The 26434-nt window shown below is 45.7% G+C and carries 25 protein-coding genes; 9 read left to right on the forward strand and 16 right to left on the reverse strand.

What is annotated here, in order from left to right; all coding sequences use genetic code 11:
• Positions 1 to 35: 35 nt before the first annotated feature.
• The 4 genes from rpoD to rpsU form a co-directional block, all read right to left on the reverse strand.
• Positions 36 to 1877 (reverse strand): RNA polymerase sigma factor RpoD, encoded by a 1842-nt coding sequence (gene rpoD / locus SPEA_RS05010; protein WP_223296569.1) that lies wholly within the window; start codon positions 1875 to 1877, stop codon positions 36 to 38.
• Positions 1878 to 2003: 126 nt separating this feature from the next.
• On the reverse strand, positions 2004 to 3734 hold the full coding sequence (gene dnaG, locus SPEA_RS05015; protein WP_012154220.1) for a DNA primase: 1731 nt from the start codon (positions 3732 to 3734) through the stop codon (positions 2004 to 2006).
• A gap of 137 nt (positions 3735 to 3871) precedes the next feature.
• Positions 3872 to 4315, reverse strand: coding sequence for a GatB/YqeY domain-containing protein (locus SPEA_RS05020; protein WP_012154221.1), 444 nt, complete (start codon positions 4313 to 4315; stop codon positions 3872 to 3874).
• Positions 4316 to 4322: 7 nt separating this feature from the next.
• Complete coding sequence (rpsU, locus tag SPEA_RS05025; protein WP_006080725.1) at positions 4323 to 4538, reverse strand: 30S ribosomal protein S21; 216 nt, start codon at positions 4536 to 4538, stop codon at positions 4323 to 4325.
• A 228-nt stretch (positions 4539 to 4766) separates the two neighbouring features.
• On the opposite strand from rpsU, the gene tsaD reads away from it, so the two are divergent.
• Positions 4767 to 5783 (forward strand): tRNA (adenosine(37)-N6)-threonylcarbamoyltransferase complex transferase subunit TsaD, encoded by a 1017-nt coding sequence (gene tsaD / locus SPEA_RS05030; RefSeq protein ID WP_012154222.1) that lies wholly within the window; start codon positions 4767 to 4769, stop codon positions 5781 to 5783.
• 74 nt (positions 5784 to 5857) lie between these two features.
• Here the strand turns inward: tsaD and SPEA_RS05035 are convergent, their stop codons facing one another.
• The gene (locus SPEA_RS05035) at positions 5858 to 6481 is read right to left on the reverse strand and encodes a 2OG-Fe(II) oxygenase (protein ID WP_041410851.1); all 624 of its coding nucleotides are present in this window, start codon (positions 6479 to 6481) and stop codon (positions 5858 to 5860) included.
• A 315-nt stretch (positions 6482 to 6796) separates the two neighbouring features.
• A complete protein-coding gene (plsY, locus tag SPEA_RS05040; protein ID WP_083766673.1) occupies positions 6797 to 7396 on the reverse strand; it encodes a glycerol-3-phosphate 1-O-acyltransferase PlsY in 600 nt (199 codons plus the stop codon).
• A 311-nt stretch (positions 7397 to 7707) separates the two neighbouring features.
• On the opposite strand from plsY, the gene folB reads away from it, so the two are divergent.
• Genes folB through SPEA_RS05065 form a run of 5 tightly spaced genes read left to right on the forward strand, consistent with a single transcriptional unit; the run spans position 7708 to position 11229 of the window.
• Entirely contained in the window at positions 7708 to 8061 is a 354-nt protein-coding gene (gene folB / locus SPEA_RS05045; protein ID WP_012154225.1) for a dihydroneopterin aldolase, read from the forward strand.
• On the forward strand, positions 8062 to 8553 hold the full coding sequence (folK, locus tag SPEA_RS05050; RefSeq protein ID WP_012154226.1) for a 2-amino-4-hydroxy-6-hydroxymethyldihydropteridine diphosphokinase: 492 nt from the start codon (positions 8062 to 8064) through the stop codon (positions 8551 to 8553).
• Between the two features lie 24 nt (positions 8554 to 8577).
• Positions 8578 to 9378, forward strand: a complete 801-nt coding sequence (locus SPEA_RS05055) for an undecaprenyl-diphosphate phosphatase (RefSeq protein ID WP_012154227.1) — start codon at positions 8578 to 8580, stop codon at positions 9376 to 9378.
• A 53-nt stretch (positions 9379 to 9431) separates the two neighbouring features.
• A complete protein-coding gene (locus SPEA_RS05060; RefSeq protein WP_012154228.1) occupies positions 9432 to 10265 on the forward strand; it encodes a putative RNA methyltransferase in 834 nt (277 codons plus the stop codon).
• Between the two features lie 52 nt (positions 10266 to 10317).
• Positions 10318 to 11229: a L,D-transpeptidase family protein gene (locus SPEA_RS05065; protein WP_012154229.1), complete on the forward strand. Its 912-nt coding sequence runs from the start codon at positions 10318 to 10320 to the stop codon at positions 11227 to 11229.
• Between the two features lie 196 nt (positions 11230 to 11425).
• On the opposite strand, the gene SPEA_RS05070 is transcribed toward SPEA_RS05065, so the two are convergent.
• Together SPEA_RS05070 and SPEA_RS05075 are read right to left on the reverse strand one after the other, a co-directional pair.
• Positions 11426 to 11692 carry an Lpp/OprI family alanine-zipper lipoprotein gene (locus SPEA_RS05070; protein ID WP_012154230.1) on the reverse strand — a complete coding sequence of 89 codons (267 nt, stop codon included), beginning with the start codon at positions 11690 to 11692 and terminating at the stop codon, positions 11426 to 11428.
• A 216-nt stretch (positions 11693 to 11908) separates the two neighbouring features.
• Positions 11909 to 13147: a multifunctional CCA addition/repair protein gene (locus SPEA_RS05075; protein ID WP_012154231.1), complete on the reverse strand. Its 1239-nt coding sequence runs from the start codon at positions 13145 to 13147 to the stop codon at positions 11909 to 11911.
• A 406-nt stretch (positions 13148 to 13553) separates the two neighbouring features.
• On the opposite strand from SPEA_RS05075, the gene SPEA_RS05080 reads away from it, so the two are divergent.
• Together SPEA_RS05080 and SPEA_RS05085 are read left to right on the forward strand one after the other, a co-directional pair.
• A complete protein-coding gene (locus SPEA_RS05080; RefSeq protein ID WP_012154232.1) occupies positions 13554 to 15230 on the forward strand; it encodes an ExeA family protein in 1677 nt (558 codons plus the stop codon).
• Positions 15230 to 16306: a general secretion pathway protein GspB gene (locus SPEA_RS05085; RefSeq protein ID WP_012154233.1), complete on the forward strand. Its 1077-nt coding sequence runs from the start codon at positions 15230 to 15232 to the stop codon at positions 16304 to 16306. Before SPEA_RS05080 ends, SPEA_RS05085 begins: the two co-directional genes overlap by 1 nt.
• A gap of 95 nt (positions 16307 to 16401) precedes the next feature.
• Here the strand turns inward: SPEA_RS05085 and hemL are convergent, their stop codons facing one another.
• Positions 16402 to 17691, reverse strand: coding sequence for a glutamate-1-semialdehyde 2,1-aminomutase (gene hemL / locus SPEA_RS05090; protein ID WP_012154234.1), 1290 nt, complete (start codon positions 17689 to 17691; stop codon positions 16402 to 16404).
• Positions 17692 to 17718: 27 nt separating this feature from the next.
• Positions 17719 to 18738 (reverse strand): aspartate carbamoyltransferase, encoded by a 1020-nt coding sequence (locus tag SPEA_RS05095; protein WP_012154235.1) that lies wholly within the window; start codon positions 18736 to 18738, stop codon positions 17719 to 17721.
• Between the two features lie 263 nt (positions 18739 to 19001).
• Here SPEA_RS05095 and lgt point away from each other — a divergent pair, with 263 nt between their 5' ends.
• Positions 19002 to 19817 carry a prolipoprotein diacylglyceryl transferase gene (lgt, locus tag SPEA_RS05100; RefSeq protein ID WP_012154236.1) on the forward strand — a complete coding sequence of 272 codons (816 nt, stop codon included), beginning with the start codon at positions 19002 to 19004 and terminating at the stop codon, positions 19815 to 19817.
• A 108-nt stretch (positions 19818 to 19925) separates the two neighbouring features.
• Here lgt and SPEA_RS05105 read toward each other — a convergent pair whose 3' ends face one another.
• The 6 genes from SPEA_RS05105 to SPEA_RS05130 form a co-directional block, all read right to left on the reverse strand.
• The gene (locus SPEA_RS05105) at positions 19926 to 22082 is read right to left on the reverse strand and encodes a TonB-dependent receptor (RefSeq protein WP_012154237.1); all 2157 of its coding nucleotides are present in this window, start codon (positions 22080 to 22082) and stop codon (positions 19926 to 19928) included.
• Positions 22083 to 22445: 363 nt separating this feature from the next.
• Positions 22446 to 23510: a glucosaminidase domain-containing protein gene (locus tag SPEA_RS05110; RefSeq protein ID WP_012154238.1), complete on the reverse strand. Its 1065-nt coding sequence runs from the start codon at positions 23508 to 23510 to the stop codon at positions 22446 to 22448.
• A gap of 371 nt (positions 23511 to 23881) precedes the next feature.
• Entirely contained in the window at positions 23882 to 24292 is a 411-nt protein-coding gene (locus SPEA_RS05115; RefSeq protein ID WP_012154239.1) for a c-type cytochrome, read from the reverse strand.
• A 1-nt stretch (position 24293) separates the two neighbouring features.
• Positions 24294 to 24683 (reverse strand): hypothetical protein, encoded by a 390-nt coding sequence (locus tag SPEA_RS05120; protein ID WP_012154240.1) that lies wholly within the window; start codon positions 24681 to 24683, stop codon positions 24294 to 24296.
• Entirely contained in the window at positions 24683 to 25909 is a 1227-nt protein-coding gene (locus tag SPEA_RS05125) for a molybdopterin-dependent oxidoreductase (RefSeq protein ID WP_012154241.1), read from the reverse strand. Before SPEA_RS05125 ends, SPEA_RS05120 begins: the two co-directional genes overlap by 1 nt.
• On the reverse strand, positions 25909 to 26229 hold the full coding sequence (locus SPEA_RS05130; protein WP_012154242.1) for a c-type cytochrome: 321 nt from the start codon (positions 26227 to 26229) through the stop codon (positions 25909 to 25911). The genes SPEA_RS05125 and SPEA_RS05130 overlap by 1 nt, the downstream gene beginning before the upstream one ends.
• Positions 26230 to 26434 lie beyond the last annotated feature (205 nt).

Raw genomic sequence — 26434 nt, forward strand, 5'->3', positions numbered from 1 at the left:
ATCGAGTATTTCTTTAACGATTACTCGGCTATTTCCTATTCGTCTAGGAACGACTTTAAGATCTCAGAGCGAGAAGGGTGACGCAACTTACGTAGCGCTTTAGCTTCAATCTGACGAATACGCTCACGTGTTACGTCAAACTGCTTACCCACTTCTTCTAGAGTGTGGTCAGTATTCATGTCGATACCGAAACGCATACGCAGTACTTTAGCTTCACGAGCTGTTAGGCCCGCTAGTACTTCGTGAGTTGCGTTCTTCAAGCTTTCGCCTGTCGCAGAGTCCAATGGTAGCTCGAGGGTAGTATCCTCGATGAAATCACCTAAGTGCGAATCTTCATCGTCACCAATTGGTGTTTCCATTGAGATCGGCTCTTTAGCGATCTTAAGTACCTTACGGATCTTATCTTCAGGCATTAACATGCGCTCTGCCAACTCTTCAGGAGAAGGTTCACGACCCATCTCTTGCAACATTTGGCGAGAGATACGGTTAAGCTTGTTGATAGTCTCAATCATATGCACTGGAATACGGATCGTTCTTGCTTGGTCAGCAATAGAACGAGTGATCGCCTGACGGATCCACCAAGTTGCATAAGTAGAGAACTTATAACCACGACGGTATTCGAACTTATCTACCGCTTTCATCAGACCGATGTTACCTTCTTGAATTAGATCCAAGAACTGTAGACCACGGTTGGTGTACTTTTTAGCGATAGAGATTACTAGACGTAAGTTCGCTTCAACCATCTCTTTCTTCGCACGACGAGCTTTCGCTTCACCGATTGACATACGACGGTTAATATCTTTGATTGCACCGATAGCTAGACCAGTTTCAACTTCAATTGCATCAAGCTTTGCACGACAACGTTGTACATCGAACTCAACCATTTGTAGACCTTCTACATATGGCTTGCCTGATGCAAGTTCATCGTTGAACCATTCGATGCTGCTTTCATTGCTAGTGTAAACTTTGACGAAGTTCTTCTTCGGCATTTTGGCTTGTTCAACACAAAGCTTCATGATCAAACGTTCTTGAACACGGACTTTGTCCATCATAGAGCGCATGTTCTTAACTAAGCGGTCAAACTGCTTAGGCATCAAACGGAACTCTTTGAAGATCTCGCCAATTTCGAATAGTGCTACGGTCGACTCTGGGTGACCACGGCCTTTGTCTGCAATAATTCTTAATGCATTTTCATGGGCTAGACGAAGTGTTGTAAACTTCTCTTTAGCTTCTTCAGGATCAGGACCTTTTGGACCTTCCTCTTCTTCGTCATCGTCATCGTCATCATCGTCATCGTCATCTTCATCATCCAATTCATCATCAGATAACTCAGAACCAACATGAGTAGCTGTTGGCGCGACATCTTCTGCATTTGGATCAACAAATCCAGAGATGATGTCAGAAAGTCTAACTTCTTCAGCTTCGTAGCGATCGTATTGTTCAAGGATCATCGCAATCGCTTGCGGATATTCCGCAACAGATGCTTGAACCGTGTTAATACCTTCTTCGATACGCTTAGCGATAACAATCTCGCCTTCACGTGTTAGAAGTTCAACTGTACCCATTTCACGCATGTACATGCGCACTGGGTCAGTAGTACGACCTAATTCTGCTTCAACTGTTGCAAGCGCAGCAGCGGCTTCTTCTGCAGCATCGTCATCGGTGCTGTCTTCAGACATCATGATTTCATCAGCATCCGGAGCCTGTTCATAGACTCGAATACCCATGTCATTGATCATCTGGATAATATCTTCAATCTGGTCAGAATCGACCATGTCTGCAGGTAAGTGATCGTTCACTTCTGCATAGGTTAAGTAACCTTGCTCTTTACCTTTGGCGAGCAACAATTTAAGTTGCGACTGCGGAGTATGATCCATAGATATCATCCAAGTTGGGAAACTGTTAAAACGACGGGGCAAAAAACAGCCACGCAAGTCGTCAATTATAGCCTTCGGCGCTTCTCTGTGCTAGTCCAAGTGTTTACTTTTGAGGCTGAAATTTAACTAAGCCTTGTTTTTAATCACTGAAATTAGCTTACTAAGCTGTAACCGCTCTTCTTTCGTGAGGTTCTGCTTCATACTCAGCTCTTGGTATCGTTGCTCAAGATACTGGTTGTTTAACCACACGAGTGTTTCTTTTAACTTTTGAAGCAAGTTTTCATCCGCCACTTGATGATCCCATTGGGTCAGTTTTTTTAGGGTGCTGAATTGGTTATCGCCCCTGAACTGTTCAAGTAGTTGTGCGCTGCTTATCACTTGTCCGCGAGTTAAATCTAATACAAGGGTCAGCAAGTCAATGCCGGCCATCTGTATATGTTTTAGCGCTGGTTGCTCAGGTAGTTTTTCACCTAAGCGTGGGTGCTGTACTAACAATGCAATGGCTAATCGCAATGGGGTACCGCGCCCTTTCAACGCTTTGTGCTGACTAGGCTTTTCAGCCGCTTTAGCTGAAAAATTAAATTTTCGCTTAAGTTCGTCTGCACCATTCATTCTTAGCTTATGTGCTAAATCTTCGAGTAACAGGCTCTGTAATACAGTGTCCTGCACTTTCTCTATAAGTTTAATGGCATTTTTTGCCAAAACACTCTTATCTTCGTTGGCGTAGGTTTTTGCCAGATTTTCGAACAAAAACTCGGGTAGTGCCATTGCCTGGTCAATTTGGGCTTCAAACTGCTCTTTGCCAATCTGTCTTACCAGCGTATCGGGATCTTCTCCCTCAGGCAGGAACATGAATCGAACTTGATTACCAGGCTTTAATAACGGCAGGGCCGTTTCTAGTGCTCGCCATGCGGCTTCTTTACCGGCTTTATCGCCGTCGTAGCAGCAGATGACTTCTTTTGCACTGCGAAGTAATAACTGAAATTGATCCGCTGTTGTAGAGGTGCCTAAGGAGGCGACCGCATAATCAACATCAAATTGTGCCAAAGCTACAACGTCCATATAGCCTTCAACAATCAAGACTCTTTGTGGATCACGGTGCCGCTGCTTTAATTCATAGAGGCCGTAGAGCTCATTACCCTTATGAAATATGGGCGTTTCTGGAGAATTCAAGTACTTTGGGGTACCGTCTCCTAAAACTCGGCCGCCGAAGCCGATGACTCGCCCGCGCCTATCTCTAATAGGGAACATCAATCGGTCACGGAATCGGTCGTAACGCTTACCGCTGTCATTCTCGATGACCATACCTGCGGTTAATAGCTTGTCTTGCGAATCTTGATTTTGGCGGTAACGGCTGAGTAAGCCATCCCAACCATCGGGAGCAAAACCGATATTGAAGTGTTCAACCACTTCTTTTGTAAGGCCTCGATGATCAAGGTAATCAAGGACTTTTTGTTTGTCTGTGTTTTGTCTTAGCTGATTTTGAAAGAAGTTACTGGCTTCTTCCATTAACTGATATAAATCACGGCTTAGTTCTTGGTCGCGTGGTTTACCTGTGCCTTGTTCCCTAGGGACTTCTAATCCGAGTTGTCCGGCGAGTTCTTCAATGGCATCAACAAAGTCGAGTCGGTCATATTCCATGACAAAATCGATGACGTTGCCGTGCGCGCCGCAGCCAAAACAATGATAGAACTGTTTATCTCTGCTAACGGTGAAAGAGGGAGATTTTTCGCTATGAAAAGGACAACAGGCAGAGTGGTTTTTACCCGCCTTTTTAAGGGGCACTTTGGGGTCGATTAAATCGACAATATCAGTGCGAGCTACTAGCTCATTAATAAAATCACGAGGTATCGCCATTAGAGTTGTAAAATGCCGCCTTATTACGTGAGATCAAAAGTTACGTGAAATCAAACGTTTCGTGAAGTCAAATTTGGGAACTTCGAAAACAAACAAGCCGCGCAGAAGCACGGCTCATTCATGCAATAAAACTAAAGTTACTTGAGTTTTGCACGGATCATAGCGCCAATTGCCGCCATGTCAGCTCTACCCATTACCTTTGGTTTTAATGCTCCCATTACTTTACCCATATCCGCCATGGTGGATGCGCCCATCTCAACGATGCTTGCATCAACTAACGCGGTGATTTCCTCTTGTGAAAGAGGCTGAGGCAAAAACTTTTCTAAAACTAGAATTTCTTCTGCTTCTATCTGCGCTAGTTCGTCACGGCCTGCTGCTTCATATTGAGCAATAGAATCGCGACGCTGTTTTACCATTTTGGTTAAGACCGCTATAGCTTGGTCGTTAGTCAGAGTTTCGCGGGTATCCACTTCAATCTGTTTAACGGCGGCTAGTGCCATACGAATCGTCCCCAAGCGCAGCTTTTCTTTCGCGCGCATGGCTTCTTTCATTTGGTCTTTTAGCTGATCAACTAGGCTCATAATGAGATTAGTATAAACGTACGCGACGTGCGTTTTCGCGAGAAAGCTTCTTAGCTAGACGCTTAACTGCAGCGGCTTTAGCACGCTTACGTGCAGTAGTTGGCTTCTCGTAGAATTCACGAGCGCGAACGTCAGCTAAGATACCAGCTTTTTCACAAGAGCGCTTGAAACGACGTAGAGCTACGTCGAATGGTTCGTTTTCACGTACTTTAATAATTGGCATACGCCATCACCCCTTAGGTGTCGGTTGTATTGAGACAATTACTTGACTCAGATTATTTAAAAATGGTGCGGAATTCTATACCGACTCGTACCCTCTTGTAAACCCCTTATAGCGATCAGAATGAGGCATATTAGGCGATATTATCCGCAGACCGTGATAGGACTATGGAGTAATTAAAGCACAGCAGGTAGAATTAGCGGTAATTATGTCAACCGAAGACGAGAAATAATGCGGGTTTTAGGTATAGAAACATCCTGTGATGAAACAGGGATTGCGGTTTATGATGATAAAAAGGGCTTGCTGTCGCATGCGCTTTACAGTCAGGTTAAATTGCATGCCGACTATGGTGGGGTTGTGCCGGAGTTGGCCTCTCGCGACCATGTTCGCAAAATTGTACCTTTAATACGCCAAGCGTTAGCGGATGCTGGCATGACTATCGAGGATATCGATGGTATCGCTTATACCAAAGGTCCTGGACTGATAGGAGCACTGTTGGTGGGGGCTTGTGTGGGGCGTGCCTTGGCATTTTCATGGGATAAGCCTGCAATTGGTGTACATCATATGGAAGGTCACTTGCTAGCTCCTATGCTGGAAGATGACGTACCTGAGTTTCCATTTTTAGCGTTATTAGTTTCAGGCGGTCACTCCATGATTGTTGGCGTGGAAGGCATTGGGCGCTATACGGTACTGGGTGAGTCAGTTGATGACGCCGCGGGTGAAGCATTCGATAAAACCGCTAAGCTGATGGGGCTCGATTACCCTGGTGGCCCAAGGCTTTCTAAGCTTGCCGCTAAGGGAGTGCCAAACAGCTATCGTTTCCCACGTCCAATGACTGACAAACCTGGCCTTAATATGAGCTTCTCAGGCCTTAAAACCTTTGCGGCTAATACTATTGCGGCCGAGCCAAAAGATGAGCAGACGCGTGCCAACATCGCCTGTGCCTTTGAAGAGGCGGTTGTCGATACGTTAGCAATTAAGTGTAAGCGTGCTTTAAAGCAAACGGGTTATAAGAACCTAGTGATAGCGGGCGGCGTAAGTGCTAATACTCGACTTCGTTCATCTTTGGCTGAAATGATGCAGGGCCTTGGCGGTAAGGTATACTACCCGCGTGGTGAGTTCTGTACCGATAACGGCGCAATGATCGCTTATGCGGGCCTGCAGCGTCTTAAAGCGGGACAAGTTGAAGGCTTGGAAGTAAAAGGGCAGCCAAGATGGCCACTCGATACGCTAGAGCCTGTAGATTAAGCTTGTAAATTCGATACGAAAACGGCGCTCATTGAGCGCCGTTTTTTATTTCTCAACAGTATATGCTGAAGGTATTAGAAGCCGTGGTTAGCGTTACTTACGCGAAACCAGCCTGCGATGCTATATCTGTTCACTTCGGTGCGTAGGACTTCGTGGGGGAAGCGCTCGCTTAAGAACACCACCCATTTACCAAATTCTGGCGCAATGGTTTCAATCTTGTTGTCATTTTCATCATAAACGACCAACTCACCAGCATGCTCAGGCTGCCAGCCCTGATTAAGAAAGAGTACGGATGTTAGGATTCGATTTCTGGAACCTTGTAAAACGTCAGAGTGCTTTTGATAGAAAGCTCCGGGCTCATAGATGGCGTAATGGCTTTCAAAATCAAATAGCCCCATAAACAGGCGCTTGTTCATGCCTTCACGCAGTTGTGTCATCAGCTCTAAATAGAGCTTATCTGCAGGACGCTGCTCAGACAGCCAACGGATTTGGTCGCTGCGAATGGTATCGACGAGTTGTTGCTCGCCGCCACGACCAATTGCAGCAGGGCGGAAATCATCCCAAGTTGCATTCTTAGAACTCTGTAATAACTGCTCACATACAGATGACGGTAGTGTGTCGGACAGAACGATATAGCCGGTTTCAACCAATGCATCGGCAATGGTATCCATCACGGCTTCACTTAATTGTGGAACCATAAAAAAGGTACTCAAAAAAAGAGAACACGATAGCTTTACTGGCAGGCTCATAAGAAAAGAGCACTGTATTCGAGGTAGTGTTAGAACGGGTAGTTTACTTGGAAAAACGGGCTACCCAGTCAAAAATCGGCGCAATTATAAGTTGCGTTTGTTAAAAAGCAATCGGAGAAAGTATAGATAGATTTAGTTAAAACGCCATTGTGCAAAAATTAATTCTTGCTAAGAATTAATTTTATAAAAGAGGTAAGTAGTTAAAGCTTAACGAAAGTCGTTTTGATGTGCTTGTAACTAGTTGATTTTAACTGTGAAGATTTGTTAAGTCTTCTTGCGGGAGACCTTAGATTCCTCACCTTTGAGCAGTCGCTTAATATTATCTTTATGGCGGATAACGATTAGCGTCGACAGCATGGCAACAGGAATCGTAAACCTGTCATCAAGCCACCAAGTGTAAACTGGAGCCAGCAGCGCAGTGCAGATGGCGGCAAAGGAGGAATAACGAGTGACTAAAACCAGCACAATCCATGAGGCCATGAGGCAAAGCGCTAAGTCATGGCCGATGGGGGCCATGGCACCAAAAGCGGTAGCGACGCCTTTGCCGCCTTTAAAGCCAAAAAAGATTGGGAATATATGCCCAAGACAAGCTGCTATGGCAATAACGCCAAGTGCGATGGGATCGACGCCGAGCCTAAAGGCTAGATAAGCTGGGGCTGCACCTTTTAGCATATCGAAAAAGAGCACTAATGCCGCGGAACTGACACCGCCGATACGCAGTACATTGGTAGCCCCAGGGTTGCCTGAACCTTGGCTGCGGGGGTCGGGAAGCCCGCGCATTTTACATACCAAAACAGCACTCGATATCGAGCCTGCCAGATAGGCGGCCAATATCATCACAATGGTCAGTACTGTTGCGGTCAAATTGGTTTCCTTAATCGTCTTAGGGTATCATCGCGCCACATAAATAATGCGCTGCTATTTTTTATAACTGAGTAACGCCTTAAGCGGATAACAAACGCGTGAAGTATCGTCTGTAATGCTTTGTTAGCAAGCTTACTATTAAAGCGGCAGTCTTTTAGTAATTCTTTATATAGCGAGACTTATCCTACTTTGGTTTGGTCTCGTTAGAAAGAGCGTTAGACTAATATTTCAGCTTTGTGGCGGATTATATCTCTTTTGTCCGTTTTAGCTTATCTGACCTCAGTGTTATGGATTAAAGTTTTGGAGATATCATGGATAAAGTACTGATTAGAGAACTTAGAATTGAAACCGTTATTGGGATCTATGAGTGGGAAAAACAGATCCACCAAAGCTTACTTATCGATTTAGATATGGCTTGGAATAATCGCCCAGCAGCCGATAGCGATGATTATCAATTTGCACTGTGTTATGAAACGGTATCGAATCGATTAACGGCATTGATCACTGAAAAGCCGATCGAGCTGATTGAAACCGTGGCTGAGATGGTGGCCAATTGTGTGATGACTGAATTCAACGTGCCTTGGGTTAAGGTCAAGGTGATGAAGCCCGGTGCCATACCGTCAGCCGCTGCCGTGGGTGTTGAGATTGAAAGAGGTTATGCGTAGATGGCAACAATCTTTATAAGCTTGGGTAGCAATATCGACCCTGAGCGCCATCTTAAGGCTGCTTTAACGGACCTTCAGGACCATTTTGGGCCGCTTGAATTGTCATCTGTGTTTGAAAGTGAAGCGGTGGGCTTTGAAGGGACTAACTTTCTTAATATGGTGGTTGCGGCACAAACCCAGTTATCGATAGCTGATGTTGTGAGTCGATTTAAACAGATTGAGCAGCGTCATGGCCGAGTTAAAGGTGCTAAGAAATTTGCCCCAAGAACCTTAGATTTAGATCTATTGCTGTATGACGATACCATTAGTGAGCAGCCTATTGAGTTGCCGAGAGCCGAGATCTTGTATAATGCCTTCGTTTTATGGCCATTAGCGGAAATTGCCCCCACTTTGAACCACCCTGTTGTCAATCAATCGTATCAAGCCCTTTGGAATGATTACGATAAGAGTCAACAATCACTATGGCCTGTTGAGTTTAGCTGGTCAGCGTAAACCTCTTTTTTATTTAGGATAGTTATGGATACCTTTCAGGTGATTATATTGGCTCTGATTCAGGGCCTCACCGAATTTTTGCCGATCTCGAGTTCTGCACACCTTATTTTACCTGCTCAGCTTTTAGGTTGGGAAGATCAAGGTCTGTCATTCGATGTGGCGGTTAATACTGGCTCTTTACTCGCCGTCGTGATGTATTTCCGACGAGAGATATTGTCTATGTTTACTGCATGGACTGGCAGTGTTGTGAGCCGTAAACAGACTGATGAGAGCAAGCTAGCTTGGTGGATTATCTTAGCCACTATTCCTGCCGTCATTATTGGCTTTAGCGCTAAAGACTTTATCGAGACGCACTTTCGTAGCATCGAGGTGATTGCCGCTACGACCATTATATTTGGCCTACTGCTTTGGTGGGCTGATAAGATGCAACGTCAAGGATTGAATGAGTTCCAAGTGGGCTGGAAAAAAGCATTAGTGATAGGTATTGCACAGGCGATGGCGCTTATTCCTGGCACGTCTCGCTCAGGTGCGACTATCACTGCAGCGCTGATGCTAGGCTTAAGTCGTGAAGCGGCGGCGCGCTTCTCATTTTTGATGTCGGTTCCTGTGAGCTTAGGGGCGGCAATCTTAGTGACTAAAGATCTTCTTTCTAGCGGCCAAGTTATTGACTATCAAGCCTTGGGTCTTGGTATTTTAGTGTCGTTTATCGCCGCTTATATCTGTATCCACTACTTCTTAAAGATCATCAGCAAGATGGGCATGACGCCTTTTGTTATCTATCGCCTAGCGTTAGGTGCGGTGCTATGTTGGATAATCTTCCTGTAAACAGAGCTGATAACTCTATAATTTAAGTAATTGATTTAACAGATGAGCGTGTCATGAATAGTATTTATCTTTGCCCTGTATGTCAGTCACCCTTTATGGTGCATGAAGAGTCGAAAGGCTTACACTGTGAAAACAAGCATCACTTTGACATCAATGAGCAGGGCTACTGGGTGTTTAGCCAGCCCAAAAAGCCTAAGGCAGACTCGCGCGCGGTTATGCGTGCTAAGCGTTATGTGCTTGAGTCAGGGATCTATATTCCACTAGCCCAAGCGATTGCCAAGGTGATTGCAGAGTTGCCTCAAGTGACTTCTGCCGATGTGTTATCTCAGCTAGATTTTGATTGTGGTGACGGTTATTTCCTGCGCACGGTCAAGGGGATCTTAGCCGAGTTAAAGCCTGAGCTTGCATTAACACAAACAGGGATCTGTGAGGCTGAGAATGCCATATTTGCTGCGGCTAAAGCGGAGCCTAGCCCTACGTATATCGTTTCAACGCTGAAGCATTTACCTTTTGCCGATGAAAGTTTTGATTTGGTCACTCTGATCGATAAGCAATTAAAAGGCAAAGAGTTGACTCGTGTGTTGAAGCAAGATGGTGTATTGCTACAGGTGGCTGCTGGGCCAAGACATTTATGGCAAATTCGTGAATTTATCTACCCAGATTTATCTGAGAAACCCGTTAGCGAGAACCTACCGAAAGAGCTAGAGCTACTGCATAGCGAGCGCTTATCGCTGACGGTAAGCGTATCGGGTGAGCAGGCGATAGCTTTGCTTGAGATGACACCTTACGCATGGCGAGCGAATGATAAAGTACGACATGACATCCAACATGCGAAGTTCGATGCACTAGAAATTGACTTCGTAATTAACGTGATGACTAGAAAATAATCTGTGCTCAGGGTAACCTTTGCTTATTGAATTAAACGGAAACTGAAAACTGATGATGCGTACTTTGCTGTTGTTCATCTTGGCATGTTTGCCACTTACTTCGTTTGCTAATGTTTACTCAATTCCTCAGAACGGCAGTCGCCTTGTCGGGGAGTTGCAGCAACATGTTGTGCAGAAGGGGGATTATTTCCAAACGATCTCTAAGCAATACAATATCGGGATCTTGGAGTTAATGCAGTCTAACCCTGGCGTTGATCCATTTTTACCGACGCCAGGCACTCGCTTGTTGATCCCGACTCAGATGCTACTGCCTGATGTGCCACATAAAGGTGTGGTCATCAATTTAGCCGAACTACGCCTCTATTACTTCCCTAAGGGGGGTAAAGAGGTGCATGTGTTCCCTGTCGGTATCGGGCGTGTGGGGCGCGAAACGCCTGAGATGGTGACTCGAATTAAGTCGCGTATTCCAAATCCTAGTTGGACGCCACCGGCGAGCATTCGTAAAGAGCACTTAGAAGAACGTGGTGAGGTATTGCCACGAGTGGTGCCAGCTGGCCCTGAGAATCCTCTGGGGAAATTCGCGATTCAGCTGTCTTATGGTGACGGTAGCTATCTTATACATGGCACCAATAAAGATTTTGGTATCGGCATGCGCGTAAGCGCGGGCTGTATACGTTTGAACCCCGATGATATTGAGTGGCTGTTTGATCAGGTTAAATATGGCGATCAGGTCACCATCATTAATGAAACCGTTAAGACTTCTACAGAGCCTGATGGTCGCCAGTTGATAGAGGTGCATTCACCACTATCGACCGCAGATGGCGGCGACAACACAGTAAGAGAGATGAAACGCGGTGTGGTTGAGTTTATTGGCAAAGAGCAGGTGGATTACACCAAAGCTAACGACGCTCTGCTGACTCAAGCGGGGATCCCGGTCAACATTCAGAGTCGCTCAAACGGTTAAGTGAGTGTCTCGTTTTGATGACTAGTCATGAAATAGATTAAAGGCGTCCATTGGGCGCTTTTTTATTATCTATAGATTGACTTAATTAAAGGTAATTGGCAGTGGCGGAAAAATTAAAGGCTTGGTCAAGTGCAATACTTGAAACCAAGCCTTTGGAGTTAACCTATTGAATAATAGGTTGAAATCCTAAACGTAATTACTTCTTGTAAGAAGATGCTACGTTGTCGATACGGTCGTTAGCACGCTGAGCTTCAGCTTGAGCGTCCATAGCAGCTGCTTTTGCATCGTTGATGTCAGCAGACATTTTGCCGTGATCTGATTTTAGAGAGCTAACTTCAGCTGAAAGCTGGTCAACTTTGTTACCTAGGTTTGCAACGCTTTCTTCAAGAGCAGTAGTGTTTGCACAGCCACCTAGTAGGGCAGTCATTGCTACACCAGCAATCATAAGTACTTTTTTATTCATCGGGAATTCCCTTTAGATAGGTTGGTTTAAATAAGTACAGCTGCACATCACAACTGAACTGGTTAATTATGTCACAGAGAAAATATTTTGCTATGCATTTTAACGCTAAGGTCTGAATAACTTAGTGAAAATTTGAGCACTTTTAAGCTAAGTACAAATTAACCATGATTAGGGTATCTATAATGTTAGCTCAATATGTGAATTTTTTTTGGTTTTTTATTTTGCTTCTATTGGCTGCAGGCCTTTTACAGCCTGAACTTCAGCGATCCGTTTAACATTTAACTGTGTACGGATTTCGGCGCCTTTATATCCCTGCGCGATAATAGACTTAACCTCCACGGCGGAAGCCGCTGCAAAACATTGCTTAAGATAATCAGCTTGGGGATAGGCGGTTTGTTCCAGCCCCTTGCGACCTTTACTGTCGGCTTCACAGGCAATTAATAGCTGTTCGAGTCGTTGTGGCTTACGCCAAAAGTCAGCTTTATCAAACAGCTTAACTAAAGTATCGGCTCTAAGTTCGGTGATCTTGTGGATGTTTTGGTGCTGGTCGCAGACAAGTAGCGCGAGATCACGATATTCGTTGGGCACCCTAAAGCGTTCACACAGAGACTTGATTAAAGGCAAGCCCTTTTGACCGTGTCCATGATGTTTAGGCAGATGTTCTTTAGGGCTTAAAGCCTTACCTAGATCATGAACCAGTGCGGCAAAGCGTACCGAGTTATCGTCGCTTAGCTTAGCTGCTTGCTCAAGCACCATCATGGTATGAATGCCTGTATCTATCTCAGGATGCCAGTTTTCTGGCTGAGGTACACCAAACAAGGCCTCAATCTCAGGGAAAAGCACCGCAAGTGCGCCGCACTCTTTTAATACTTGAAAGAATACCTGTGGGTTATCTGTAGAAAGCGCCTTATCGAGTTCCAAATAGACGCGTTCGGCGGTTAATGCCTCTAGTTCACCACTTCGACTGAGAGTTGTCATTAGTGAAAGGGTTTCAGGTGCAATGGTAAACTTCAACCCATGGAAACGGGCTGCAAAGCGAGCCACTCTAAGGACGCGTAGAGGATCTTCAACAAAGGCATCAGAGACATGTCTTAGGATGCGCTTCTCAAGATCGGCAATGCCATTATAGGGATCGTAAAGATTACCCGCGTCATCTTGTGCGATGGCGTTAATGGTTAAATCTCTGCGGAGCAAATCTTGCTCTAGGGTGACAGTTGGCGCCGCATCGACACTAAAGCCACCATAGCCCGCCGCCGTTTTGCGTTCGGTGCGTGCAAGCGCATACTCTTGCCCTGTTTTAGGGTGTAAAAATACAGGGAAGTCTTTACCAACCTGGTTGTAGCCGAGGCTAAGCATCTGTTCAGGTGTTGCGCCAACGACCATGTAGTCATGGTCCTTAACCGGAAGCTTGAGTAATTTATCGCGGACTGCGCCGCCAACTAGGTAAATTTTCACAGGGATTCTCACTTAATAACTTAGAAGCGAGTGTAGCATGGAAGCATAGGGTTAGAAGCATAGTGCTATAAGGTGAATTCTTGTTCTCTCTTGCGGCAAACATGCAGATATAATTAGCAGTAGCATAGGCGCTATTTGATATTGAGCTTACTTTAGCTCAATAAGTTACTGCAAATTTTGACAAGCATTGCCCTTGGCTTTAACTTGAGTCTTAATTACAAATTTATGCTGTCGATTGGGCTTAAAAGGGCCGTTTGCCCTTAAAGAAAATTGCAAAGGTTTCGACTGGCACATCACGGTGATATTAACTTAAGCCTGTGTGTATCTATAATGCATAAAATAATGCATAAAAAGTCCAGCAAGTGACTCGCTGGTTCATCATGGTTTTAAAAGGATAAAAGCTCGCATGTATAAGGCTTTCTTTGGCTTAAATGACAATCCATTTTCTATCGCGCCAAACCCTCATTATCTGTTTCTGAGTGATCGGCATAGAGAAGCTTTGGCACATCTTACTTATGGACTGGGTGAGACCGGTGGTTTCGTACTGCTCACGGGTGAAGTGGGGACGGGTAAGACCACAGTATCTCGCTGTCTATTAAAGCAGCTTCCGGATAATACCGATACCGCGTTTATATTAAACCCCTCACTTACAGAGTCTGAATTGCTGGCCACACTGTGTGATGAGTTAGGAATTGTTTATGGCGATGAACCTAGCCTCAAACAGCTGACCGATTTAATCAGTAAGTTTTTGCTGGAAAATCACAGTAAAGATCGCAATACGGTATTGATTATCGATGAGGCTCAGCACTTAAGAGCGGAAGTGCTTGAGCAGTTAAGGTTGTTAACAAATTTAGAAACCGATACTAAGAAGCTGTTGCAGGTGATCTTAATTGGTCAGCCTGAGCTGCAACAGCTACTTAAGCGCCAAGAGCTGCGTCAGTTAGCGCAGCGCATCACCGCCCGTTATCACCTATTGCCGCTAACACTTGAAGAGGTAGCGCTTTACGTACAGCACCGTTTGCAGGTTGCTGGGCGCCATGAGCCACTGTTTCATAAGAGTGCGATTAAGGCGCTACATAAATACAGTGGCGGTATTCCAAGATTGATTAACTTGCTGTGTGAGCGGGCATTGATGGCGAGCTATGCGCAGTCTAAGGTGCCTATCGATAACAAGCTGGTACGCCTAGCCTCTGCTGAGGTGTTAGGTGAAGAGCCTGAGAAGAAGAGTTTGCTACTACCTGTGAGTATCGCAGCATCACTACTTGCTACTTTTGGTATTGCGTTTTATCTGTTTTCACCAGCAGGCAGCATTGCTTCAAGCCCCAGTTCAAATCTAAGTCCAAATACGAATCTGAGCGCAGGTCAAAGTCAAAGCTCGGCTAATACTGCCGATACAGTAACAAGTCAAGCTATGGCTCAGGTTCAAACGGCTAAGCAAGATATCAACACCCATAGCTTGAGCAGCAGTCAGCGAGTGCTAAATAGCGCTATAGCCCAAAGTCATGAGATAGATACGGCTTATGCCAGTATCTTAGGTCTTTGGGGCAAGGTGCCTTATATCGGTTTATCTGCATGTCAGTCGGCTAAGCAGCAAGGGCTTGATTGCTTTCAGCAGCAGGGCAATTGGCACTCACTTGTGCGACTCAATTACCCTGCGGTTGTCTATTTAGTCGATGATAACAACCAAGCTTTTTATGGCACTGTGGTATCTCGCCAAGGGGAGCAAATTTTGCTGCAGCTTAATGAGCAGCAGCTCTGGGTGAGTCGAGACTGGTTTACGCGACACTTCACTGGCACCTTCGAGATCCTCTGGCAAGCGCCTCAAAATCAGCCTAAAGAAATTGGCCAGTCTGCCAATCAGGCGCAGATCCAATGGTTAGAGAATAGTTTGGCGCGCATTAACGATAGGGCGCCGAGACTGGTCGATTATTTTGACTCTGAGTTAGAGCAGCAGTTAAAGGCGTTTCAGCGCCAACATGGATTGAGCGCCGATGGCATTGCCGGGACGCAAACCCTGATACAGCTTAACTTGTACTTAAGTGATGCCGGACCGCGTCTAGGTCAAAGCAAGAGGTTGTATTAATGTCGATTTTACTCGATGCGGTGACACGAAATAGTCAGCAAGCTCAAGCGGTAACCCATGATGTGGTGTTAACGCCTAGAGCGCAATATAAGGCAAAACAAGAGTCGGGAAGAGGTCTTAAATACGCCGCAGTTTTTGTCTGTTTAGCGCTGCTAATGGTCGTGGCAGCCTGGTTATTAACACGGTTTATCTACCCAACGCCTAGCCAAGCATCGACAACCAGCCCAGTTGAGAGTATCAGCCAAAATTCGGCGTTAAACAGGACTGAAAGCCAGAGTGGCAGTTTGAATAATGACGAGGGCAAGAGCTTAACCATTCAATCAAATGAAGACTTGTATGAACCAGAAGGCGAGCAAACTGAGATCCGTCTCGCCGGGAAGGTCGCGCTGCCACTGGCTCAACCTCTGACGGTTACTCAAGGTGTCATGGCGGCTAACTCTGTATCGCCAACAAATAACGTCGGCAACGAGCAGTCTGGTAATTTGATGGCCGCGTTGTTGAAGGCGCAGCAGAGTGTAGAGCAAGTTAGTCAGCCTGTTTCTAATCAAGCTGCTACCCAAGTAAGTAATCAAGCAAGTCACCAATCGAGCAGTCAAGCTGAGCTGGAGCCCATCATTCTCGGTGCAAATAGCAATCAGCGCGGTGACGAGCTGTTAGCGTCGTTAAAGCATCAAGTTGCAGATGCGGCGGCCGATGTCGGTCTTGAAAACACGCCTCCAGCTGATAACAATAACCTGCTAGCGGCATTTGAGGCGGCGCTTAAGGACGTTGAGCGTAATAATTCGGTGGCAACACCCGTGACTGAGCCTAAGCTAGATCCAATCCCAGCAACGCCAAAATCGGATGACATTCCCAAGTATGGTCAGTTACCGGCAGGGCTACAGTTACAAGTTCCAGAGTTCAGTATTAATGCTCATGTGTACTCGAGTGCGCCAGATAACCGCTGGCTCAATGTCGATGGTGCAGAGCTGCAAGAGGGGGATAGCATCCAAGGTAAGCTGACCATTGTTGAGATCCGCCCAAGAGATGTGGTGTTAGCGATTCAAGGTACCGAATTTAAAGTACCTGCAATTTAAGCTGAGCATATTTACAAATGAAAAAAGGAACACCTAGGTGTTCCTTTTTTGTCGATAGCGTTAACGCTTAGCGGCTTATACTGATTGGTATAAGATTAAGCCTTTGCAAGCTTAGCAAATACGCGATCAGCAGCAGCGAGTGTTGCTTCAAGCTCTTCTTCACCGTGAGCAAGTGATAGGAAACCTGCTTCATAGGCGCTAGGAGCAAGGTAAACACCTTCATCTAACATCATGTGGTAGAATTCAGCAAATAGTGCAGTGTCACACTTAGTCACTTGCGCGAAGTTAGTTACAGTCTCTTCGCTTGTGAAGAAGAAACCGAACATGCCGCCAACGTAGTTGATAGCCATTGGAATGCCGTGCTTGTTAGCAGCAGCTTTAAAGCCTTCAGCAATGTACTGAGTCTTAGCAGCTAGTTGCTCGTAAACACCTTCCTCACAAAGCGCTTCCATCTGTGCAAGACCAGCAGACATTGCAATTGGGTTACCCGATAGCGTACCCGCTTGGTAAACAGGGCCAGTTGGTGCAATAAACTGCATCACATCTTTACGACCACCGAAAGCGCCCACTGGCATGCCGCCACCGATAACTTTGCCTAGAGTAGTAAGATCAGGTGTTACGCCGTAGTGTCCCTGTGCGCCGCTCTTAGATACGCGGAAACCTGTCATGACTTCATCGATAATCATCAGTGCACCGTACTGATCACAGATAGCACGTAGACCTTGTAAGAAACCGTCGATTGGCGGGATACAGTTCATGTTGCCAGCAACTGGCTCTATGATGATACAAGAGATCTCTTCTGGGTACTGCTCGAAGATAGCCTTAACAGAGTCTAAATCGTTGTAGGTCGCTGTTAGGGTGTGCTTAGCGAAATCTTCAGGAATACCTGGAGAGCTTGGCTGGCCAAGTGTTAGTGCGCCAGAACCCGCTTTAACAAGCAAACAGTCAGCGTGGCCGTGGTAGCAACCTTCAAACTTAAGGATTTTGTCACGGTTAGTGAAGCCACGTGCTAAACGGATAGCACTCATGGTAGCTTCAGTACCTGAACTTACCATACGAACTTGTTCAATTGACGGAACCATCTCGATGACTTTTTCAGCCATAGTGATTTCAAGTTCTGTTGGTGCGCCAAAAGACAGGCCATTTTCAACTGCTTTTAATACCGCTTCACGAATTTTTGGGTGGTTGTGACCTAAGATCATCGGGCCCCAAGAACCTACATAGTCGATATACTTCTTGCCATCGGCATCGAAGATATAAGCGCCATCAGCTTTCTCGATAAAACGTGGTGAGCCACCTACACCAGAGAATGCACGTACTGGAGAGTTAACGCCACCTGGGATGGTCTTTTTAGCCTGTTCAAATAGTTCGTCAGAACGAGTCATTTTTAATCCTTAAAGTCTATAGCCGATTTACACATCAGCTTTTCGTGAATACCAATTAACTGGACGTTCGTATTGCTCAAGCTGAGAGTCAACACCTAACGTCAGTGCAAACAGCGCCATGCGGATCAACAGACCATTATCGGCTTGTCTAAAGATAGCCAGATTTGGATGGTCGTTAAGATCGTTATCCAATTCATTTGCTTGCTCACGTGAGTCTCGTGGCAATGGATGCATGATCACAGTGTTTGATTTGCAATGCTGTGTATAAATACTTTGGTTTAAACGGAACTTGCCGCGGTATTTGTTCGCTTCTTCTTGAGAAGGGAAGCGTTCTTCTTGAATACGCGTCAGGTAGAGTATATCTGCGCGATCTAAATTGCCTTCAAGTTGATCTGTTATTGTGATCTTATGGCCAGCATTTGCAATGTCATTGATCACAGAGTCAGGCATTGCTAGCTCTTTTGGTGATACGAGTGTGAAGCTGACATCTTTATACATGCATAGCAGACGCGAAAGCGAGTGTACGGTGCGGCCAAATTTCAAATCGCCGACCATGGCGATATTCATACCACTGATATCACGGCCGCCAGCCGCTAGCTCTTTTTGAATGGTAAATAAATCCAGTAGCGCTTGAGTAGGGTGCTCGTTTGAACCATCACCGCCGTTAATTACCGGTACGCGGCTGCCTTTAGCAAATTCACTCACAGAGAAAGAATCTGGGTGACGCATGGCAATCACATCTGAGTAACTAGATAAAACGCGAGCGGTATCGTATAGCGATTCGCCCTTAGACAATGACGAAGACGCCATACCCACGGTTTCGTTAACTCTACCGCCGAGTAGGTTAAAGGCGCTAGCAAAGCTGACACGTGTACGGGTACTTGGTTCGAAAAACAGATTGCCCAAAACGGCACCATCTAACACAGTGGTACGTTTTTGTCGTAAAGCATAGGGAGTCATGCGAGTAGCAACAGAAAAAACTTTTTCAACGGCTTCCAAGTCTAGTTGGTTTACCGAAAGGATGTGCGAACCTTGAAACTGAGTCATCAGCCTATATTTCCAATTTCTGAGGGGCGATATAGCATGGCTATAGCCCAAATTTATGTAGGGTGGCTGAGGCGGCACTATAGCAGAATCTAATTGGCAGATAAATATAACAAGTACAGAACATTGGATTAAATTTTGTGACGGCAGACTAATTCAAGGCGTTATAGCGGATGCTTACACTATTGTGCTTAAGCAAATTTCGCTTAAGCCTTGCCAAATGAGTTACTGACGGGTAAAACTGCGCATGAGTTATCATATTTTCGATGCAGAACAATATATTTGGAAGGCTTAGTTTGGACCATTTTATTTGGAATATTGACCCAGTAGCAATCAGCTTTATGGGACTTAAGGTACATTGGTACGGGATCTTGTTTGCGCTGGCAATAGCGTCAGGCTTTCAGGTGATGAAGCGTATCTATATTAAAGAAAGCTTACCGGTAGAATCGTTAGACAACCTGCTGATGTATTGCGTGGTGGGGATTATTGTCGGTGCGCGCTTGGCGCATTGCCTTTTCTACGACCCTGCGTATTACTTCAGTCATCCGCTGAAAATCTTGGCTATCTGGGAAGGTGGATTGGCTAGCCATGGTGGTGGTTTAGGCGCAATTTTAGCCCTGTACTATTATCAGCGTCAGGTGAAATTGCCTTTCCTATTCTTGCTAGATCGTTTAGCTATTGCGACGGCCATTTTCGGCTTCTTTGTACGTATGGCAAATTTTGTCAACTCAGAAATTCTGGGTCTACCAAGCACTGCGCCTTGGGCTATCGTGTTTGAGCGTGTCGACATGTTGCCGCGACACCCGGCTCAGTTGTATGAAGCGATTGCTTACTTGCTGACCTTCATACTGCTCTGGGCTATCTATAAGCTCACCGATATGAAGCAGAAGCACGGCGCCATCTTTGGCCTGTTCCTGGTGCTCGTATTTAGCTCACGCTTCTTGATTGAGATGGTAAAGGTCAAGCAAGCCGTTTACGCCGATAGCTGGACCTTCAGCGCCGGTCAGTTGTTAAGTATTCCGTTTTTAATCGTGGGTGTAGCGCTGCTACTTATGCCTTATTTGCGAAAAAACAAAGCTTAATACTAAGCTGCTTTAGGCAAAAAAAAGCCGTTAGCGTGTTACGCCAACGGCTTTTTTATTGGTTAGCTTTCTAGACTAACGCGATAGGTGTAAATACGATAAGCGCGATTAGAAAGGCAGACTAAAGCCTATCGTCGCGGTGCGGCCCATGCCTTTAAAGTAGCGAGTATCTTTACCAACTGTTTGTGAGTAGTAGGTGTAATAGTCTTCATTCAATAGATTTTGAATGCCGATACTCAGTGTGCCGTCGTAAACTGGGATAGCAATTGACGCGTCAACCGTGGTGTAGCCATCGAAGTTGGCGTAGACGTTATTATTCTCGTCTTTAAAGTCTTTATCCATGTAGAAGTTAGCCTGAATACGAGTTGAAATATCGTTGTCGAAATTATGATTCCAGAACAGGTTAATACGATTCGGCGAGATATTGGCGCCGTCGAGATCGGTATCCACCTTCTGGTCATCATTGGAGTCGTACTCACCATTTTGAATCGCAAGGTTAACGCCAACATCATCATTATCACCAATGTAGGCGGTAACACTGGCTTCTATGCCTTCGATTAGGCTCTTTTCACGCTTAATGACAAATGAACCACTACCGTCGCCTTTATCGACCATGCGCGCACCGTAATCACTCGATGAGCGGTAGTAGGCAATTTTTGAACTGAAGTATTCGCCTTGATAATCGGCACCGAATTCGATGTTATCTGTGACAATGGGGTCGAGGGCCAAGGTGTCTTCAATACTTGGGTTTGGTCCTTGAAAGTTGTCACCGTCGCGCAGTACGCGTCCTACATCAGGCATACCAAAGCCCTGACTAAAGCTAGTATAAACCCGTAGCGCTGGGGTTATTTTGTAAGAGGCGCCGATATTAAACAGGGTTTCATTGAAATCAGGGTTACCGCCTTCAACGTACTTATTGCCGTAGCCATACATGGTCTTGTAGTCATCGACGTTAAGCTTGGCGTACTCGTAACGCACGCCACCAGAAAGGGTTAGGTTTTCAATAAGATCGTAATCAATCTGCGCAAATGGCGCGATATTGTCGTAGGTACTCTCTGGAACCCAAGACACTCCACTCATCACCATATCTTGCTCGGTAGTGTCGCGGAAGATGTCTAAACCATAGGCGATACTCATGCCTGAGTCGGCAATATTACTCGCCATCATAGAGGCTTTCATGCCCCATTTGACAGACTTGTTACGTGACTGCTCATAGTAAAGTGATTCACCGTTTTCCCCTGTGCCACACACGGTAACTTGATCGCTGCCTTCCATGCTTGGGTCATAAAAGTCTGACCAACAACCACCACCATAGACGGCTTCGAAATTTTGATTGAAAAACTGCAGGCTAAGTTGCTGACCGGCGATATCTTCATGGGTATAAGTCAAGCTGGTGGTGGTAACTTGGTTGTTTGCGGCGTCCCAAGGTTGATCTTGCTTGATGGCACCGGTTGGGATGTCGTTTTCTTTATCGCCTTTAACGGCCATGTAGTCGCCGTTATTTTCCATATTGTAGTGGTTCACCATCAGTTCAAGGCGAGATTGGTCAAAGTCATGACCAAGTTTGATGAAAAAATCCATACTTTGGCTATCCATCGACTCGCCCTGAGTGGTATCGACACCGATCATTTCGTCGTTAGCATCGTAATAAACACCGTTATTGCGATAGCTTACAGCGCCTATCATATCCAAGTTTTCGGACTCACCGGAGAAGCTATAACTGGTACCGAAGCTAATGCCATCAGAGTCTAAGCTATTTGGCACTGTGACATCGAAGCTGACGTGGTGCTCGTTATCGCCACTGGGCTTTTTAGTGATGTAATTGATAATTCCGCCTTGGGCGCCGAGGCCATGCATGGCATTGGCTCCATGGATGATCTCAATGCGCTCAATCATGGCCGGATCTATAGTTTGGCCTGAGCGGCCACCGCTGCGCAGTGGGTTAGATTGCGGTACACCATCAATCATAATCAAAGGTGTACGGCCACGCAGTGTTTCTCCTGTATTACTCATCTTTTGACGGCTAGGGGAAAAACTCGGTGCCAGATTACCTATGATGGTCGAGAGATCTTGAGTGGTTCTAAGCTGCTCGTTTAGCTGCTCTTGGTCAATGATGGTCACCGTATTTGGAATCGCACTGACAGGCTTATCCATTCGACTCGCGGTGACTGTGATGACTTCGATATCGCTGTCTTGTGCGACGGCTGAGGTTGGAAAGATGGCGGCAGAAATTGATAGCGCAATGATGGAGTTCTTAAACTGCATGAGAGATCCCGTTTAAGTGGAAACACTGTTATGTTTATACTTCCGTCCAGTGGAAAAGCTTCCCTAATCGTGTCTAGCCACAAATCTAAATGATAATGATTAGTGTTTTAAGGGTAAATTCTTTGTATGAAGTGTGTCCATGCTAAGTTCAAATAAATTAATGCGAATGAGAAGGAATGTGATTTGGATCTCTGGGTTTGTTGCGCATTGGTTGGTTGTGAAGGGGAAGTGGATGGGGTGGTTGCATTTCCGTTACATTTGCAGCGTTTTGTATCGCAGCGAGGTGAATGGCGACTATCACACTGATATCATGACTAAAAGGCGCTTCTCTTATCGAGAATGCGCCTACTAGCTGTTTAGGTATTAGTCTGGTCTTGGGATTAAATGCAGTGGCGCAGCATCACTTAAATAGGCCTCATCGACTTGATCTAACTTGTTATAGCGGATCATTTCGCGAATACCATCGATATAGGCTTGGCCGCGCTCGGAATATTTATCTAAAGTGCCTGCAAGCTCTAAGCCTGTAATAGGCTTATTGACTGCGCGTAGACTTGCCCGCAATTTTCTGAGTTTTTTATAGGCGTTGTTGGTATTAAGGTTCAGCATATACCCCTCTACAGAAGCCTGCGGTGTATCGAAGCGGGCTAAGCCATAGTTGCCTAACTCTTTACGTTGCTGTTTGGGGATCATGCCCTTGCCGCTAAAGTCCCACTGGCCGAAAAACGCATTGCCTTCAACGGTAAAGCGAGAGGTTGCCCAGCCGCTCTCTTCAGCAGCTTGAGCAAGAACAAGCGATGGCGGCATGATATCAACCTCTTGTAGCAAGGTTTGCCTTTGAGCCTCAGTTAACAGGGTTTCGGCGTCTTGAGTGATTTTGTACTTTAGGGCGATTCTTTGTAACACCACATCATCTAACGGCGCAGTTTCAATCAGGCGGCGCTCTAAAAGAATATTTTCGTTTGCCACCAAGATTAATGGTGCTAACAGACGGAAAAACACCATCTTCTTCTGTTGCACGGGAATTTGATTCGAGGTTTTTTGCCAGCGCTCACTGACAGACTCAAAGGTCAGCCTCGGCACTTCGCGATTGCCTTGCTGCCAGCTTTGAGTGTTGTAATTGAGTGAGTTAAATAGTGCCATCAGCTCATCGAGAGAGTTGATTCGAATATCTTTAGGCGCCTTAGTTGGACGCTTATCAGATACTTTTATAAAGCTGGTTTGGGTGGCGTCGGAATCAACTGGAGTGGCAAGATCGGCGGCAACCGTTTTAGCTGTTGGCTTAACTGTGTCTTGAATAGTGTCTTGAACTGTTTGTTGAATAATCACCGGCTGGCTGCTATCTGGGTTGAACTGTGAGTTGGCCGCATAAAGAATTAATGCAATGGCTATCAAGGTTAGAGCGATGAGTGTTTGAGGCTTCTTAAGCATAAACAGTCCTTTATGTTGAATGACCTTGTGTATTTTTAATCGAGAGCATCTACATACTCCGTCATTGTTGCCAAATTGTAAACTCTGAAGGTGTGCTGTTTGAGGGGGGAAATCAATTGAGCGATTGAATCATCATAAGTGATGACTATAAAGCGGATAGGGATACAGCGAAAAGCTGGCTGATATTAAAATTGCAGGCAATAAAAAGCCCAAATAACTCGGTGTTACTTGGGCTTTGTTGCCTTTAAGACTGGCTGTCTTAATACAGCTCAGGGCTGTTTGTTAAGAGCCGCTCAAGGCTGTTAATTAACAGCAGCTCAAGGCTGTTAACTAAGAACAGCTCAAGGCTGTTTGTTAAGAGTCGCTTATGGCTACTTACTTAAATTCGACGCAGTTTGCGTTGAGTAGTAGTAAGCCACGTCTTTCATTTCGGTTTCAGACAGCATACTCGCTTGACCTTGCATCAAGGGGTCTGAGCGATCACCACGCTTAAAGTCAATAAGTTGCTTGAATAGGTAAGCGGCCTTCTGACCTTTAAGATCTGGGTAGGTCTTCATCATGCCAAGCATGGCATCACCATGACAAGCGATACAGCGTTGGTTGGCTAAGGTCTCGCCTTTGCTCGCGTCCGCTTTGTAATTCAGAACCTTGGCATCAAGTTTGAGCTCTGATACTGCTAGCGTGTCTTTAAACGAGGTATCGGTCACTTGAGCCGATACGCTTGCTGATAGCAATAATGACAAGCTGGCGGCTAACACAGACTTCGAATAATGATTCAACATGTTAATTTTCCTCATTCGAAGAAGGCATTGGCGGCATTTGATTTGCGTCCAAAGGCTTGCGTCTAAAGATCTTCATGTCGATACCTGTCTCATCATAATAAGTCGATAGGTAATCTAGAACAGGATCCCAAGTATCAGATAAGTCCCAAAGGCCCTGAGTATCAACCATCCACTGAATGGTATCGCGCCAAACTTCACGGTTACCCTTGTTCTGCGGGATAATTGACGTGGTATGGCAAGCGTTACATTGATAGTTAACCATCTCCCAACCCGGTGCCATAATAAGGCCTGACTCAGGGTCGACGGGATAGCTCTTGGCTGCATCGGCAGCCATCGCAGGAGAGAGGCAACTTAAGGCAAGCAGGCTTGCCGTAAACAGAGTCTTTCTCATTATACGACCCTTACTGCCACTCGGTGACAGCCGTTAAATAGGTAACCTTTAGGGTTCCACTGTGGTTGAACCATAGGCTGAGTATCACCTTTAGTGTCAGTCGCACGAGCCCAAATCTCAAAGTAGCCAGCCTGTGGTAACTTAAGGTCAATGTTCCATTGCTGCCATGCCGTTGGGTTCACTGGCTTAGTTAAAGCGGCTGTTTGCCACGTAGTACCGTAGTCGTAGCTGACTTCAACCTTAGCTACGTCACGCATACCTGCCCAAGCATGTCCGCTTACAGAAAGGGTTTTACCTAAAGCGAGCTCACTACCAGTTTGAGGTGCTGTGATTAGTGACTTAACAATCATCTCCTCGATGATCTTAAAGTCTTTGTTATCGACTTTCTCACCAGGGGCTACTGGATACTTTGGCACTTGATAAGCAGGTGCGCCCATCTTCTTACCGTCGTGTACGCGATCACGAACGCCCATACCTGTAGCACATTTCTGTGAAACTGAACCTGGACGGCCGCCGAATACGATACGTAGTGGGTAACCGTGCATGTATGGAATATCTTCGCCGTTCATGCCCCAGGCAATCATGCCGTTTTCATTCATGGCTGCGTCGATAGGTACACCGCGAGAGATGGCTGCGCCTTTACCGCTGATGTGCTTATCTGCACCGTAGTGAGCGGTATAAACTGCGTCGCTCTTCACACCACAATCGGCAAGTACGTCTTTAATCAATACGCCTGTCCACTCTGCGCAGAATACCGCAGTGTTACTCCACTGGTTACCCTTAGCATTTGGATAGAAGTTTTCGCGGCTGTTACCGCCACATTCTAGAACCAGTTGCTGAGTGTGAGTCTTGAACTTCTTTTTAAGCTCGGCGATGGTGTAGGTCTTTGGTGTTTCGATTGACTCACCGTCAACGGTAAATTCCCAAGTATCTGGATCAATCTTATCGAATTCTGGCATCTTGCCGTTCCAGCGGATAAAGGCAACATCGGCAGGAGTTTTTACTGGTGCAAGCAAGTGCTCAGGTGGGAAAGCGTTCAGTGGGCTTGAGTTAAGCACTTTAAAGTGGCTTGGTAAGTCATCAACACTCTTCCACTTAACTGCAGATACGTCCATTGGCTCAATACCAGCTGGGCGGTTTGATGCAAAGGCCCAGTTAAGTGGCAGCATGGCTGTTACTGAGGTCGCTGCAGCGCCCTTTAAAAAATTACGTCTATCGATAGCCATTAGTCTTGTTCCTTCCCGGTATTGAAATAATCCGCCATTGCCTGCATCTGCTCTTCTGTTAGCAGCTTGGCGACTTTACTCATTGTCTTGTCTTGGCGTTTGTCAGCTTTAAAATTCTTTAATTGTCCAACCATGTATGCCGCGTTCTGTCCCTTTAGATTTGGGATGGAATCGAATTTGTTACTACCGTCGACTCCGTGGCAAGCAATACACATGTTGAGCAGCTGCTTATAGTTCTCTGCAACGGCTTGACTGCTAAAGCCAAGTACTGATGCTGAGAGCACGACTAGCGCTGCTAATTTATTATTTAATACACTCATTGTGTGCCCTTTTCGGGATGATGTTGTTTACTCTTGGTTAAGCGAGTCCCTGAAAAACCGCCTGACCTTAAAGTTAGATCTTGTTGGTGCTAGCGCCTGATTACGACCTTGCAACGTTTTTTTATCAACGCTTACGAGTACTTGTTTTCGTTATTCGTAAATGAAAGCTGCTGAGGTCGTAAAACTACCTAAAAGTGTGATGATA

This window comes from Shewanella pealeana ATCC 700345, assembly GCF_000018285.1.
Classification (GTDB): Bacteria; Pseudomonadota; Gammaproteobacteria; order Enterobacterales; family Shewanellaceae; genus Shewanella; species Shewanella pealeana.

Coding starts and splice junctions, on each gene's coding strand:
- rpoD (WP_223296569.1), bottom strand. CDS start 1,877: ATGGATCATACTCCGCAGTCGCAACTTAAATTGTTGCTCGCCAAAGGT.
- dnaG (WP_012154220.1), bottom strand. CDS start 3,734: ATGGCGATACCTCGTGATTTTATTAATGAGCTAGTAGCTCGCACTGAT.
- SPEA_RS05020 (WP_012154221.1), bottom strand. CDS start 4,315: ATGAGCCTAGTTGATCAGCTAAAAGACCAAATGAAAGAAGCCATGCGC.
- rpsU (WP_006080725.1), bottom strand. CDS start 4,538: ATGCCAATTATTAAAGTACGTGAAAACGAACCATTCGACGTAGCTCTA.
- tsaD (WP_012154222.1), top strand. CDS start 4,767: ATGCGGGTTTTAGGTATAGAAACATCCTGTGATGAAACAGGGATTGCG.
- SPEA_RS05035 (WP_041410851.1), bottom strand. CDS start 6,481: ATGGTTCCACAATTAAGTGAAGCCGTGATGGATACCATTGCCGATGCA.
- folB (WP_012154225.1), top strand. CDS start 7,708: ATGGATAAAGTACTGATTAGAGAACTTAGAATTGAAACCGTTATTGGG.
- folK (WP_012154226.1), top strand. CDS start 8,062: ATGGCAACAATCTTTATAAGCTTGGGTAGCAATATCGACCCTGAGCGC.
- SPEA_RS05055 (WP_012154227.1), top strand. CDS start 8,578: ATGGATACCTTTCAGGTGATTATATTGGCTCTGATTCAGGGCCTCACC.
- SPEA_RS05060 (WP_012154228.1), top strand. CDS start 9,432: ATGAATAGTATTTATCTTTGCCCTGTATGTCAGTCACCCTTTATGGTG.
- SPEA_RS05065 (WP_012154229.1), top strand. CDS start 10,318: ATGATGCGTACTTTGCTGTTGTTCATCTTGGCATGTTTGCCACTTACT.
- SPEA_RS05070 (WP_012154230.1), bottom strand. CDS start 11,692: ATGAATAAAAAAGTACTTATGATTGCTGGTGTAGCAATGACTGCCCTA.
- SPEA_RS05080 (WP_012154232.1), top strand. CDS start 13,554: ATGTATAAGGCTTTCTTTGGCTTAAATGACAATCCATTTTCTATCGCG.
- SPEA_RS05085 (WP_012154233.1), top strand. CDS start 15,230: ATGTCGATTTTACTCGATGCGGTGACACGAAATAGTCAGCAAGCTCAA.
- hemL (WP_012154234.1), bottom strand. CDS start 17,691: ATGACTCGTTCTGACGAACTATTTGAACAGGCTAAAAAGACCATCCCA.
- SPEA_RS05095 (WP_012154235.1), bottom strand. CDS start 18,738: ATGACTCAGTTTCAAGGTTCGCACATCCTTTCGGTAAACCAACTAGAC.
- lgt (WP_012154236.1), top strand. CDS start 19,002: ATGCAGAACAATATATTTGGAAGGCTTAGTTTGGACCATTTTATTTGG.
- SPEA_RS05105 (WP_012154237.1), bottom strand. CDS start 22,082: ATGCAGTTTAAGAACTCCATCATTGCGCTATCAATTTCTGCCGCCATC.
- SPEA_RS05110 (WP_012154238.1), bottom strand. CDS start 23,510: ATGCTTAAGAAGCCTCAAACACTCATCGCTCTAACCTTGATAGCCATT.
- SPEA_RS05115 (WP_012154239.1), bottom strand. CDS start 24,292: ATGTTGAATCATTATTCGAAGTCTGTGTTAGCCGCCAGCTTGTCATTA.
- SPEA_RS05120 (WP_012154240.1), bottom strand. CDS start 24,683: ATGAGAAAGACTCTGTTTACGGCAAGCCTGCTTGCCTTAAGTTGCCTC.
- SPEA_RS05125 (WP_012154241.1), bottom strand. CDS start 25,909: ATGGCTATCGATAGACGTAATTTTTTAAAGGGCGCTGCAGCGACCTCA.
- SPEA_RS05130 (WP_012154242.1), bottom strand. CDS start 26,229: ATGAGTGTATTAAATAATAAATTAGCAGCGCTAGTCGTGCTCTCAGCA.